Consider the following 12,786-nt stretch of genomic DNA (forward strand, 5'->3'; position numbering starts at 1 on the left):
CCCCAACCCCGACCTCACCGTGTCGGGCCTGACCGCCTCCCCGGCCGCCCCGGTCGAGACCGACACCGTGACGCTGTCGGTCACCGTCAGGAACGCCGGCACCGCCGCCTCCGCCGCGACCTCGGTCAACTTCTACGCCGGCACCACCAAGGTCGGCAGCGCCGACGTGGGCGCGCTGGCCGCGGGCGCCTCCGCCACCGTCTCGGCCGGCATCGGGACCAGGGACGCGGGCACGTACCAGCTCTCCGCCAAGGTGGACGAGGACAACAAGGTCATCGAGCAGAACGAGAACAACAACAGCACCACCGGCACGCTGACCGTGAAGCCGGTCGACACCGCCGACCTGATCGCCTCCCCCGTCGCCTGGACGCCGGGCAACCCGGCCGCGGGCAGCACGGTCACGTTCTCGGTCGCGATCAAGAACCAGGGCACCGTGGCCTCCAGCGCCGCGGCCCACGGCATCACGCTCACGGTCACCGACGACGCCGGAGCCGTCGTCAGGACGCTGACCGGCTCCGTCAGCGGGGCGATCGCCCCCGGGGCCACCGCGAGCCCGGTGAGCCTGGGCACCTGGACGGCGGCCAACGGCAAGTACACGGTCAAGACCGTGCTCGCCGACGACGCCAACGAACTGCCGGTCAAGCGGGCCAACAACACCAGCACGCTGCCCCTGTTCGTCGGACGCGGCGCGAACATGCCGTACGACACGTACGAGGCCGAGGACGGCGTCATCGGCGGCGGCGCGGCCCGCGTCGGCCCGAGCCGGGACATCGGCACGATCGCCGGCGAGGCGTCGGGACGGCGCGCGGTCACCCTCAACCAGACCGGCGCGTACGTCGAGTTCACCACCAGGGCCGACACGAACACCCTGGTCACCCGCTTCTCGATGCCGGACGCCCCGGGCGGCGGCGGCATCGACTCCACCCTGAACGTCTACGTCAACGGTTCCTTCCTCAAGGCGATCAACCTGACCTCGCGCTACGCCTGGCTGTACGGCGCCGAGGCCAGCCCGAACAACAACCCCGGCGCGGGCCCGCCCCGGCACATCTACGACGAGGCGAACCTGCTGCTCGGCACCACCGTCCCGAAGGGCAGCAAGATCCGCCTGCAGAAGGACGCGGCCAACTCCTCCACGTACGCGATCGACTTCGTGGACTTCGAACTGGCCACGCAGGCCGCCAACCCGGACCCGGCGAAGTACGCCGTACCGGCCGGCTTCACCCACCAGGACGTACAGAACGCGCTGGACAAGGCCCGCATGGACAGCGCCCTGACCGGCGTCTACCTGCCCCCGGGCGACTACCAGACGAGCAGCAAGTTCAGCGTCTACGGCAAGCCGGTCAAGGTGATCGGGGCCGGGCCCTGGTTCACCCGGTTCCGCGCGCCGGCCGGGCAGTCGAACACGGACGTCGGCTTCCGCGCCGAGGCCACCGCCAACGGATCGACGTTCGCCGGCTTCGCCTACTTCGGCAACTACGTGGAGCGCATCGACGGCCCCGGCAAGGTGTTCGACTTCTCGAACGTGGCCAACATCACGATCGACAACGTCTGGGTCGAGCACCAGATCTGCATGTTGTGGGGCACGAACACGGACAACCTGACGATCAAGAACTCGCGGATCAGGAACGTGTTCGCCGACGGCCTGAACATGACCAACGGCAGCACCGGCAACCACGTCACCAACATCGAGACCAGGTCCACGGGCGACGACAGCTTCGCGCTGTTCTCGGCCATCGACAACAACTCGGGCGAGCAGTTCGGCAACGTCTTCGAGAACCTGACCTCGCTGCTGACCTGGCGGGCCGCGGGCCTGGCCGTCTACGGCGGCTACGACAACACCTTCAGGAACATCTACGTGGCCGACACGCTGGTGTACTCGGGCGTCACGATCAGCTCGCTGGACTTCGGGATCCCGATGCACGGCTTCGGCGCCAGCCCGCCCACGACGTTCGACAACATCTCGCTGGTCCGGGCGGGCGGGCACTTCTGGGGCCAGCAGACGTTCCCGGCGATGTGGCTGTTCTCCTCCTCGAAGGTGTTCCAGGGCATCCGGATCAGCAACCTGGACATCGTGGACCCGACGTACAGCGGGATCATGTTCCAGACCGGCTACTCGAACCCGTCCACGCCGCTGAACCCGGTCAAGGACACGGTCCTCACGAACGTGTCGATCAGCGGGGCGCAGAAGAGCGGTGACGCCTTCGACGCGAAGTCCGGCTTCGGCATCTGGGTGAACGAGCTGCCCGAGCCCGGCCAGGGCCCGGCGATCGGCTCGGCCACCTTCAACAACCTGCGGTTCAGCAACAACTACCAGAACATCAAGAACACGACCTCGACGTTCACCCTCACGGTGAACTAGAGCTCGCTCCTGGTGGGCAACCCCTGCCAGTCGCTCACGCTGGACACCGCGGCGGCGCTCATCAGCGCCCCGCGGTGCAGGCGTTCCTGGGGGATGAGGCCGTCGAGCGCGGCGCTGATGTAACCGGCCGCGAACGCCTCCCCCGCCCCCGCGGTGTCCACCACGGGGACCTGCCAGCCCTGCACGTCGTAGCGCATGCGGTCGGCCCGCACGGTGACGCCCTTGGCCCCGCGGTCCACCACCACCTCCCGCTCGGGGGTGAGGGCGGGCTTGACCAGGTCGAGGTCGTCCTGGCGGACGAAGAGCAGGCGGGACTCGCAGGCCAGCTCGCCGAGCACCTCCTCGGCCTCGCGCACCGACGGCCACAGCTCCGGCGCGTACTCGACGGCGAACGAGACCGGCACCCCTGCGTTCCTGGCGGCGCTCACCGCGATGCGCACGGCCTCCAGCGCGTCCCTGCCCAGGGCCGCGGTGACGCCGGTCACGTGCAACATCCGCGCCGCGGCGACGCGGTCGATGGGCACGTTGCCCGGCGCGAGCAGCGACCCGGCCGAGCCGGCGCGGTAGTGGACGGTCTTCGGCTCACGGCCCACGCGCGACTCCCGCAGCAGCAACGCCGTGCGGGCGCCCTCGGCCACGCGCATGTCCGCGACGTCGACGCCCTCGCCGCGCAGGACGGTCACGGCCCTGGCGCCCAGCTCGTCGTCACCCACCTTGCCCAGGTACGCGGACCGGTGCCCGAGCCGCGACAGGCCGACGGCCAGGGTGAACTCGGGCCCGCAGACGTCCAGCCTGGCCTCGCTCTCGTGGCGGACGCGACCGCTGGAGACGACCCCCAGCGGCTCGCCCAGCGTGTAGACGTCCGTCATGGGCCAGACTGTAGTGGGTCACGGCTCCCCTAATCGATTTTCGGTGCATTACCGCTGGTTAAAGCCGTGATCAAATATTTCTCGGAACTTTAGCCAACCTTTCCCCATGATCGTGGCTCAAAGTAGTAGAGGGAGCCGGTCACCCCCAAGGCCGGCTCAGCAGTCAATACGGGGAGAGGAATCAGCACCCTCATGAAAAAGATCGCAGTAGGTATCCTTTCCGCCATGGTCGGCGGAGCAATGCTGGTGTCGGGTGCGGGAGCCGCCGGGGCCACCGTCAAGCGCGACACGCAGCTCGTCATCCGTGACATCAGCCCCAACCCCGTCGTGGTCAAGAAGGGCTCCGAGACGACCGCGTACTTCGACGTCGGGGCCAGCTCCGACGTGGAGAAGGTCGAGCTCAGCGTCGCCCCCGCGTCGGCGACCTTCCGCACGATGCGCACCAAGGACATCAAGGACCTCGAGGGCTGGCGCTGGGCCATCGGGTTCAACGAGAACGACTACGCGGGCAAGTGGAAGGCCACCGCCGTGGCCTTCGACAAGTCCGGCAAGGAGATCGCCAAGGACGACTCGTTCTTCTCGGTCGAGATCGAGAAGGGCAAGGCCGAGACCCGGATCTCGCGCTTCAGCGCCGACCCGTACAAGGTCCGCAAGGGCAAGTCGATCTACTTCTCCGGCCGTCTCCAGGTCGACGACCGTGGCTGGGAGGGTGTCCGCGGCAAGCGCGTGAACATCTACTACCAGGCCAACGGCAGCAGCGCCTGGAAGTGGGTCGCCTCCGACTGGACCTCGCGTGGCGGCAAGTTCGACGCCCGGACCAAGGCGTACAAGAGCGGCACGTTCCGCGCCGTGTTCAACGGTGACCGTGAGCTCGACGGCGCCAAGAGCCGTACGGACTACGTGCGCGTCTACTCCTGGCGTCGCTAGTCGGCCCCGGAGTCCTGAGCCGTTGACCGGCCCAGACTCCCGGTGTCGCTGATCGACCCAGCGGAGGCCCGGCCCTTGGGGGCTGGGCCTCCGGCTTTTTGTCTTCGGCAGGTTTAGCGATCACGCATTTGCCGCATAGGAAGTCCCATTGCGCTGACCGACCCCCGAAGGAGCACACGCATGCCGCACCCCGTGATCGCCCTCGCCCTGAGCATGACGAGCACGCTGGCCGCGGCCCCTTCGGCGGAACCGTCCGTCCGGTACGAGAGCCCCGACTCACCCCGCGCCGAGCGCGCCGAGCGGCTGCTGAAGGACGACGACGTGCTCAAGACCGGGATCCGGCTGCCCGAGCCGGTCAAGATCGTCGCCCGCGACTGCGACGCGGCGAAGGCCCGCTGGGACCACGACAAACGCGAGATCACGATCTGCTACTCGCTGGTCGACAAGGTACGCGAGACGATCAAAGGCATCTCCCAGACCGAGGAGATCGACGAGAAGGCCACCAGGGCGCGCATGAAGGGCGCCCTGACCGTGCTCCTGCACCACCAGCTCGGCCACGCCCTGACCACGCTCAACGGCATGCCCGACGACGAGGGGCAGGCCGACCGGTTCGCCGCGCTGACGCTCGCCGCCGACTCGCCCAAACGGGTGGTCGCCGCCGCCGAGGCCCGTCACCTGCTCGCCGGGCACGCCGGCATCGACCACCTGTCCGGCCCCGAGGGGGGCGACCCGGAGAAGTCCGGCATGGAGGAGTCGGCCGCGTTCGCCTGCCTGCTCTACGGCGCCGACCCCGCCAGGTACGGCAAGATCCTCAAGGGCGGATGGGTGCCCGCCGAACGCGCGCCGACCTGCGCCGATGAGTACAACAGGGTCAAGTCCGCCATCGGAGATAAGTTCGGGAGCTGAGGGGTAGCGTCCCCGGTATGGCCGAGGACCTGCTCAGAGACTTCAACCCGTTCGACATCTTCGACGCCGAGGCAGCCCGGCTCGACCGCTTCTTCTCCGGGCTCGACGAGGCCGGCTGGCGGCGGCCGTCCCGGTGCGAGGGCTGGTCGGTGCGCGACGTGCTGGCCCACCTGGCGGGCGAGGAGATGTACAACCACGCCTGCCTCGACGGCACCGTCCAGGACCTGATGGGCCGGCTGGCCGACGCGGGCATCGGCAGGTACAACGAGTTCAACGAGTGGTGCGTGCGCGAGCGCAGGAGCCTGCCCGTCGAGGAGGTCCTGGCGGAGTGGCGGGCCGAGAACGACGAGACGCGCGAACGCATGCGGGCGCTGGGCCGCCACGCCATGCTCGACACGATGGCCGGCCCCTACCCGGTCGGGCTGCAGACCTTCCACTACGACTCCGAGTACGCCACCCACGCCGACGACGTGGGCGCGCCCGTCCCCGACGACGAGGCCGACGACCGGCTGTTGTGGCGGGTGGCCGTGGGCCGGTTCGTCCTGGCCGAGCAGGACGCCAAGGTGCAGGTGGAGCAGACGGCCGACGAGATCTGGGTGGCCGTGGACGGTGTCACCGCGGCGCTGCCGTACCCGGAGTTCGTCCATGCCACGGTGGGCCGGGTGCCGGCCGCGCACGACCTCGACCCGCGCCTCGCCTCCGCGCTGAGGTGCCTGGCCTGAGGAGGCGGCATGTGGCTGCGCAACCGCGAGGGCTCCGAGCCGGTGACGGCGCGCAGCCCGTTGCGCGCCCGGCGGATCCTGTCGCTGATCGCCTTGGCGTTCGGGCTGGTGACCGGGGTGTTCTTCATCGTGCAGGCCGTGCTGACGGGGGCGCAGGTGTGGCGCTGGGAGGCCGCGATCTCCGCGGCGGTGGTCATCATCGCCGTCGTCGACCTGGCGGTGCTGCGGCGGCGCCGGTCGTCCGGCCCGGACGGCTCAGGTCGTCAGGACGGCCCAGAGCAGTAACCCGAGCACCAGAGCCCCGGCCCAGAAGATCAGCCAGACGTGGGCCACCGTCCACGTGCGCAGCCGGACGCCGTATGGCTGGTCGGGCAGCGGCCGGCCGCCCGTCTCGACCCGGTTGATGGCCGCCACGCGCCTGGCCAGCTCGGGATCGTCTCGCTCGAGGGCTCGTTCGATCTCGGCGAGAATACGGCGTTCCCTTCCGGAGAGGCTCATCGCACCACCATTGCTCTCACGCCGATGCCCCTTCTCTTACCCACGGGTGGGCACCGCAAGCCCGGCCCTTGACCCGCGCCGCGCGGGCCGCGATCACTCCGGGTGCCCGGCTCGGAACGCAGGATGATGAGGCCATGTCGACACCGCGGCAGCGTTACCGGGAGCAGGTCAGGAGGGAGATCAAGCGGGTCGCGCGCGCCCTGCTCGCCCCCGGCGACGACTGGACGCTGAGCCTGACCGCGGTGGCCAGGCACATGGGGATGACCGGCCCGGCCCTCTACAAGTACTTCGCCGGCCGCGACGACCTGCTCGCCGAACTGGCCCTCGACGGGTGGGCCGAGCTGGCGGCGGCGGTACGCGCCGGGGCCGCTCCGGGCGGGCCGCGTGCCCGGCTGCACGCGCTGGCGCGGGCCTGCTTCGACTGGGCCGTCGCCCATCCCGGCCTGTTCCGGCTCCTGGCCTCGTCGCCGGAGCACGCGGGCGTCGAGGAGGTGCTCAGGCCGTTCCTGCCGGTGTTCGCGGACGGGACCCCGGCGGAGTCGCTGAGGCGGGAGTTGCCGGAGTGGGCGCAGGCGGGGGACGCCGGTCTGACCGGGGCGGTTCTGGTGTGGACGAGGCTGCGGGGCGTCCTGAGTGTGGAGTCGCGGAGGCCGTTCGCCGGGATGGGGGCCGCGCTGCTGGCCGCCGAGATGGACGCGCTCGCCGACACGATGGGCCTGGATGAGGCGCGTCCGTCCCGGCGCTCCGCGCGGGGCGCCGGGACGAAGGCCGGTTACTCGCCGCGGGCGGGCGAGCCGTAGCGCTGGTTGAAGCGCTCGACCCGGCCGGCGGTGTCGAGGATGCGGCCACGGCCCGTGTAGAAGGGGTGGCTGGCGGACGACACGTCCACGTCGATGACCGGGTACGTCCTGCCGTCCTGCCACTCGATGGTCCTGTCGGCGGTCAGCGTCGAGCGGGTGAGGAAGGCGAAGCCGGCGCTCGGGTCACGGAAGACGACCGGACGGTACGCGGGGTGCAGGTTCTTCTTCATGCCCGCCACAACCAGGTGACAACGGTTTTCATTCCCTGGCTTCCGGATCGAGTCCGAGCACGGTGCGTCCGCCGTCCACCGGGATCGTGGCCCCGTTGACGAAGGAGGCGTCCGGGGAGAGCAGGTGCGCCACGACGGAGGCCACCTCGGCGGCGGTCGCGACCCGGCCCAGCGGATGCAGCCTGGCCATCTCCGCCTCCACCTCCCGGCTGCGCAACTCCTCGTACCGCTCCGTGGCCACCGACCCGGGAGCCACGGCGTTGACCCGGATGCCGTACCTGCCGTACTCCACCGCCAGCGCCCTGGTCAGCCCCTCCGTCGCGGCCTTGGCCGTCGAGTAGGGCAGGCTGCCGGGCACGGCTCTGGTGGCCTGGTGCGAGGTGACGTTCACGATGGCGCCGGGGGTGCCGGCGTCCAGGAAGTGGCGTACGGCGGTGGCGCAGCCCACCACCGCCAGGTCGAGATTGGCCGCGATCAGCGCCCTGACCTCGGCAATCGGGGACGAGTGCACCGAGGCGTCACGGAAGACGGCCGCGTTGTTGACCCACCCGGCCAGGGTGCCCGACTCCTGGGCCAGGTCGGCGGCCCACGCGGTGACCTCCTCGTCGGCCGCGTCGCCGATCACGGGGACCACCCTGGGGCCGGCCCACTTGAGCGCGTCCTCGTCCCGCTCGACGACGACCACCACGTCCCGGTCCCCGAGGAGCCGCTCCACCACGGCCCTGCCGATGCCACGCCCACCACCGGTAACCACATACGAAAGAGTCATGATTTGACGCTATGTCGGTAAGACGATGATTAGCGGGAATTATTCGGCTTAGAAGTGACTTTTCTCACCGTATTTACCGCGGGTGAACGGGAACAAATCAGGGCGTGATCGTTGCCGCGGGAGCGAAGGCGTCGGCCCGAATGATCGGCGCACTCGCGATCACGCAGACCGCCGGATACGGCATTCTCTATTACGCGTTCTCCGTGTTCATCCCGCCGATGTCACGCGACCTGCACGCCGGGGTCGCGCAGCTCACGGGGGCGTTCACGCTGTCCGCACTGGTGTCGGGGCTCGTGGCGCCGCTCGTCGGACGCCGGCTCGACCGGCACGGCGGGCGCGGGCTGATGACGGCCGGGTCCGTGCTGGGCGCGCTGGCGGTGCTGGCCTGGTCGCAGGTGCGCACGGTGGCGCAGCTCTACCTCGTGTGCGGGGTGCTCGGCGTGGCGTCGGCCATGGTGCTGTACGAGGCGGCGTTCGCGGTCATCGTGGCCTGGTTCGACGCGGCGCGGCGGGCGCGGGCGCTGCTGGCGGTGACGGTGGTGGCCGGGTTCGCCTCCAGCATCTTCCTGCCGCTGACCGGCGTCCTCGCCGACCGGTACGGGTGGCGGCAGGCGCTGGTCATCCTGGCCGCCGGGTACGCCGTGACCGCCGTGCCCCTGCACGCGCTGGCCGTACGCGGCCGGCCCGCGCCCGCCCACGTGGACCGGCGGGAGATCGTCGGCACGGCACTGCGCGAACGGCCGTTCTGGCTGCTCGCGGCGGCCTTCCTGACACAGACGGGCGCGGTGTCGGTCATGGGGGTGCTGCTGGTGACGTACCTGATCACGCTCGGGCATCCGCCGGTGTTCGCGGCCGGGGTGGCGGGGCTGCTCGGGGTGCTCTCGGTGACCGGACGACTGGTGACCACCGGGCTCCAGGCGCGCTGGCCGGTGGCGTTGATCACATGTTCGGGCTGCAGGGACTGGCCGCCGTGCTGCTGCCGCTGGTCGGGCGCGACCCGGTGGGGGCCGTGGCGGCGGTGGTGCTGTTCGGGCTGGGGTTCGGGGTCGCCACGATCGCGCGTCCCGCGCTGCTCGCCGACCGGTACGGGACGGCCGCGTACGCGTCGCTCAGCGGGACGCTCGCGCTGCCGATCACGGCGGCCAAGGCCGTGGCGCCGCTCGCGGCCGCCGGGATCGCGCAGGTGGCGGGGTATCCGGCGGTGATGGGAGTGGTGGCGGGGGCGTGCGTGCTGGGGGCGTTGTCACTGATGGCCTACGCGCGGGTGCCGTCCGCCGGCCGCGTGCCGCACGCGGCCCCGGAGGACGCCTGACCCCCTACCGGGAGAACGATCTTCAGGGCCGGTTGTCGGGAGCAGCGGCTACGATCGCGGAGAGGCGTGCGCCGGACCACGGTGCGAGCACCATCGCCGCCTCTCTCCGCCATCGGCGGAACTGACGATCCGCTCATCCCCGAACACGTAAGGTAGCCGCATGGATACCCCCACCGAGGTCCTGAACCGCGTGTTCGGCTACGACTCGTTCCGGGCGGGTCAGCAGGAGATCATCGATCACGTCGTCGACGGCGGCGACGCGCTCGTCCTGATGCCCACCGGCGGCGGCAAGTCGCTGTGCTACCAGATCCCCGCCCTGGTGCGCAAAGGCGTGGGAGTCGTCATCTCACCGCTGATCGCGCTGATGCAGGACCAGGTCGACGCGCTGCGGGCGCTCGGCGTCCGGGCGGGGTTCCTCAACTCGACGCAGAGCTTCGACGAGCGGCAGCTCGTCGAGTCGGAGTTCCTGGCCGGGGAGCTCGACCTGCTCTACCTCGCGCCCGAACGGCTGCGGGTCGACGCCACGCTGCGGCTGCTGTCGAGGGGCGACATCTCGATGTTCGCCATCGACGAAGCGCACTGCGTGGCGCAGTGGGGCCACGACTTCCGTCCCGACTACCTGGAGCTGTCGAAGCTGCGCGAGCTGTGGCCCGACGTGCCGCGCATCGCGCTGACCGCCACCGCCACCCCCGCCACGCACGCCGAGATCTCCTCCAGGCTGGGCCTCGATCAGGCCCGCCACTTCGTGGCCGGCTTCGACCGGCCCAACATCCACTACCGCATCGCGCCCAAGGCCGAGCCCAAGCGGCAGCTCCTGGAGTTCCTGCGCACCGAGCACGCGGGCGAGGCGGGCATCGTCTACTGCCTGTCGCGCTCCTCAGTGGAGAAGATCGCCGAGTTCCTGGTCGACAACGGCGTCGCCGCCGTGCCGTACCACGCGGGGCTCGACGCCGGCACCCGGGCCCACCACCAGGCCCGCTTCCTGCGCGAAGACGGGCTGATCGTGGTGGCCACGATCGCCTTCGGCATGGGCATCGACAAGCCCGACGTGCGCTTCGTGGCCCACCTCGACCTGCCCAAGTCGGTGGAGGGCTACTACCAGGAGACCGGGCGGGCGGGCCGCGACGGGCTGCCCGCGACGGCGTGGATGGCGTACGGGCTGCAAGACGTCGTGCAACACCGCCGGATGGCCATGGAGGGCGACGACGCCCACCGCCGCCGCCAGGTGCTCCACCTCGACGCGATGCTGGCGCTGTGCGAGACCGTGGGCTGCCGCCGGATGATGCTGCTCGACTACTTCGGGCAGAAGGGCTCGCAGCCCTGCGGCAACTGCGACACCTGCCAGACACCCCCCGAGTCGTGGGACGGCACGGTCCCGGCGCAGAAGGTGCTGTCCACGGTGCTGCGGCTGCTGCGGGAGCGGCGGCAGAAGTTCGGCGTCGGGCAGGTGGTGGACATCCTGACCGGCAAGCAGACCGCCAAGGTGCTGCAACACGGGCACGAGACGTTGAAGGTGTTCGGGGTGGGGTCCGACCTCGGCAACGCGGAGTGGCACGGGGTGGTGCGGCAACTGCTGGCCCAGGGCTTGCTGGCGGTGGAGTCCGACTACGGCGCCCTGGTCCTGACCGACGACAGCGCCGAGGTGCTGCGCGGCCGGCGCGAGGTGCGGCTGCGCCGCGACGCCCACCGTCCGGCCCGCGCCAAGACCGCCTCCGGCGGCAAGTCCGCCCAGCCCGCCGCCGAGTTGCCCGCCGAGGCCGCCGCCGTCTTCGAACGCCTGCGTGCATGGCGCGGGGCCACGGCCAAGGAACAGGGGGTTCCCGCGTACGTCATCTTCCACGACGCGACCCTGCGCGAGATCGCCACGCTGATGCCCGCGTCACTGGCCGAGCTGAGCAAGGTGAACGGGGTCGGCGACAACAAGCTGACGAAGTACGGGGAGCAGGTGCTCCAGACACTGCACGGCGACGAACCGCCTTCGGCGGATGAACAGAGCCTCCTCCTCTGACCCGGCCGCTCCGCACGCCTCCACCGGGCGGTTCGGAGTGTTCCGGCCGGCGGTCTTCGGTTGGTTTTGCGGCTCGGACGGTGTCGCGGCTCGTTGCCTCGCGCTGTCGCTTGGGGCCTGGGCTTCGGTCTGGGGGCTTCGGTCGGTGGTTCACCTACGTCAGCCGTGCGGGAGTGGGCGCTTCGCGGTGTGCAGGCGGCCGGGCCGGTGTGGGCTTGCGCGGCGTGGTGGTGGCGACGGCCGCACGAAGAACGGTCGTCGCCACCACGTTGGTCGGCCTGGCCGCGGCAAACAGGTGCGCCGCCTCGCGGACCGGGCCGGAAGGTTTTCCGTCCCCTGGCACGGGTTGGTCTGGATGGTCGTGCTGGTCGCCCATTACCGATCTTCTCACCGTATCGGGTAGGACGTCGCGGGTTCGCCAAGAGCGGTGTGGCGAGGGGTGAGCTGACTTGCCGTACAAGATGATCGTACGGCCTGTGGGTCGGAGATGCGGAGGCGGGCGGCGGTTCAGTTGTGTGCGTGCCAGTCGGGGTGGCGGCCGAGGTAGGCGAGAAGGTGGTCCTGCGGGGGCGCGTGCATGGGCACGGTCACCGGCGGGGCGAAGCGTGCGGGCCGGTCCGCGCGTGTGACGAACAGGTGGGCCAGGTCGAGCAGTTCCTCCGCCAGCGGCGTCGGGATCGGGTGGTACTCGCCGCAGGCCCTGGCCACGTCCCAGGCGTGCACGGCGACCTCGATGGCACCGGCCGCGGCGACCATCGGGCCGGTCAGGTGCCGGTCGCGGATGGTGATGAGGCCGCCGGAGACGGCGGCGGTCCAGCGGGCGAGAACCTCCGTGGCACTGTCCCTGAGAACGAGCGCGGGATTACCGGCCCGGTGACTCGATGTGTCCCCTCGCCCCTCGCCCATGGCGCACCCGGTGCCGGAATGGGCGTGCGGGACGCCGGGACGGTGCTGGGCGTGCGGAATGTCGGCATCCCCGTGGCCCCGCAGGAGAGGACCGCCGCCGTGGTGGTCGGTGTGGGTGCCGCCGGCCTGGCCCTGCCGGGTGGTCCTGGGTTGGGCAGCTTGCGGGGTGGATCCGGGCTGGGTGGCCTGGGTGCTCGGCGCGGATGAGGTACGCGACGTGTTCGACGCGGGTGGGGCCGCCTGGGAGGCGGGCTCGGACGAGACAGAGGGCGAGACCAGCACAGGACTCGGGGCGGTGGACGTCCCCGCCATGGACGGCCCAGCAGGCGACGCCGGCGCAGGCGGGCCGGTGGGCAGAACCGACGCGGACGGGCCGATCGGCTGAGCCGGCACAGGCAGCGCGTCCGAGCCGGCACGCTCCGACGGCGCAGTGGGCCGGGCGGTGTCCGCAGGGGTTGCGGGCCGTGTGGAGCTCGGTGG

At 70.8% G+C, this 12,786-nt stretch carries 14 protein-coding genes; 9 read left to right on the plus strand and 5 right to left on the minus strand.

Annotated elements, in window-relative coordinates:
• On the plus strand, positions 1 to 2,359 hold a 2,359-nt coding region (locus FAF44_RS47790; RefSeq protein ID WP_237110103.1), incomplete at its 5' end, for a CARDB domain-containing protein.
• Here the strand turns inward: FAF44_RS47790 and FAF44_RS47795 are convergent.
• Positions 2,356 to 3,228 (minus strand): sugar kinase, encoded by an 873-nt coding sequence (locus FAF44_RS47795; RefSeq protein ID WP_237110104.1) that lies wholly within the window; start codon positions 3,226 to 3,228, stop codon positions 2,356 to 2,358. The two genes, FAF44_RS47790 and FAF44_RS47795, sit on opposite strands and share 4 nt — an antisense overlap.
• 225 nt (positions 3,229 to 3,453) lie before the next feature.
• On the opposite strand from FAF44_RS47795, the gene FAF44_RS47800 reads away from it, so the two are divergent.
• The 4 genes from FAF44_RS47800 (at position 3,454) to FAF44_RS47815 (ending at position 6,068) form a co-directional block, all read left to right on the plus strand.
• A complete protein-coding gene (locus FAF44_RS47800) occupies positions 3,454 to 4,155 on the plus strand; it encodes a hypothetical protein (RefSeq protein ID WP_237110105.1) in 702 nt (233 codons plus the stop codon).
• A gap of 180 nt (positions 4,156 to 4,335) precedes the next feature.
• Entirely contained in the window at positions 4,336 to 5,061 is a 726-nt protein-coding gene (locus FAF44_RS47805; protein ID WP_237110106.1) for a DUF4344 domain-containing metallopeptidase, read from the plus strand.
• 17 nt (positions 5,062 to 5,078) lie between these two features.
• Positions 5,079 to 5,783 (plus strand): maleylpyruvate isomerase family mycothiol-dependent enzyme, encoded by a 705-nt coding sequence (locus FAF44_RS47810; protein WP_237110107.1) that lies wholly within the window; start codon positions 5,079 to 5,081, stop codon positions 5,781 to 5,783.
• A 9-nt stretch (positions 5,784 to 5,792) separates the two neighbouring features.
• Positions 5,793 to 6,068 carry a DUF6343 family protein gene (locus FAF44_RS47815; RefSeq protein ID WP_237110108.1) on the plus strand — a complete coding sequence of 92 codons (276 nt, stop codon included), beginning with the start codon at positions 5,793 to 5,795 and terminating at the stop codon, positions 6,066 to 6,068.
• Here the strand turns inward: FAF44_RS47815 and FAF44_RS47820 are convergent.
• Positions 6,039 to 6,281, minus strand: a complete 243-nt coding sequence (locus FAF44_RS47820) for a DUF3040 domain-containing protein (RefSeq protein WP_237110109.1) — start codon at positions 6,279 to 6,281, stop codon at positions 6,039 to 6,041. The genes FAF44_RS47815 and FAF44_RS47820 overlap by 30 nt on opposite strands.
• Positions 6,282 to 6,415: 134 nt before the next feature.
• On the opposite strand from FAF44_RS47820, the gene FAF44_RS47825 reads away from it, so the two are divergent.
• On the plus strand, positions 6,416 to 7,081 hold the full coding sequence (locus tag FAF44_RS47825; protein ID WP_237110110.1) for a TetR/AcrR family transcriptional regulator: 666 nt from the start codon (positions 6,416 to 6,418) through the stop codon (positions 7,079 to 7,081).
• Here FAF44_RS47825 and FAF44_RS47830 read toward each other — a convergent pair.
• On the minus strand, positions 7,054 to 7,311 hold the full coding sequence (locus tag FAF44_RS47830; protein ID WP_237110111.1) for a type B 50S ribosomal protein L31: 258 nt from the start codon (positions 7,309 to 7,311) through the stop codon (positions 7,054 to 7,056). The two genes, FAF44_RS47825 and FAF44_RS47830, sit on opposite strands and share 28 nt — an antisense overlap.
• Before the next feature lie 28 nt (positions 7,312 to 7,339).
• Positions 7,340 to 8,080: an SDR family NAD(P)-dependent oxidoreductase gene (locus FAF44_RS47835; RefSeq protein WP_237110112.1), complete on the minus strand. Its 741-nt coding sequence runs from the start codon at positions 8,078 to 8,080 to the stop codon at positions 7,340 to 7,342.
• A gap of 140 nt (positions 8,081 to 8,220) precedes the next feature.
• On the opposite strand from FAF44_RS47835, the gene FAF44_RS47840 reads away from it, so the two are divergent.
• Both FAF44_RS47840 and recQ read left to right on the plus strand, forming a co-directional pair.
• A complete protein-coding gene (locus FAF44_RS47840; RefSeq protein ID WP_237110113.1) occupies positions 8,221 to 9,285 on the plus strand; it encodes an MFS transporter in 1,065 nt (354 codons plus the stop codon).
• Between the two features lie 267 nt (positions 9,286 to 9,552).
• Entirely contained in the window at positions 9,553 to 11,400 is a 1,848-nt protein-coding gene (gene recQ / locus FAF44_RS47845) for a DNA helicase RecQ (protein ID WP_237110114.1), read from the plus strand.
• Positions 11,401 to 11,907: 507 nt separating this feature from the next.
• On the opposite strand, the gene FAF44_RS47850 is transcribed toward recQ, so the two are convergent.
• Entirely contained in the window at positions 11,908 to 12,306 is a 399-nt protein-coding gene (locus FAF44_RS47850) for a hypothetical protein (protein ID WP_237110115.1), read from the minus strand.
• Between the two features lie 166 nt (positions 12,307 to 12,472).
• On the opposite strand from FAF44_RS47850, the gene FAF44_RS47855 reads away from it, so the two are divergent.
• The gene (locus FAF44_RS47855; protein WP_237110116.1) at positions 12,473 to 12,691 is read left to right on the plus strand and encodes a hypothetical protein; all 219 of its coding nucleotides are present in this window, start codon (positions 12,473 to 12,475) and stop codon (positions 12,689 to 12,691) included.
• Positions 12,692 to 12,786 lie beyond the last annotated feature (95 nt).

It is taken from the genome of Nonomuraea sp. MG754425 (assembly GCF_021699195.1).
Lineage (GTDB): Bacteria > Actinomycetota > Actinomycetes > Streptosporangiales > Streptosporangiaceae > Nonomuraea.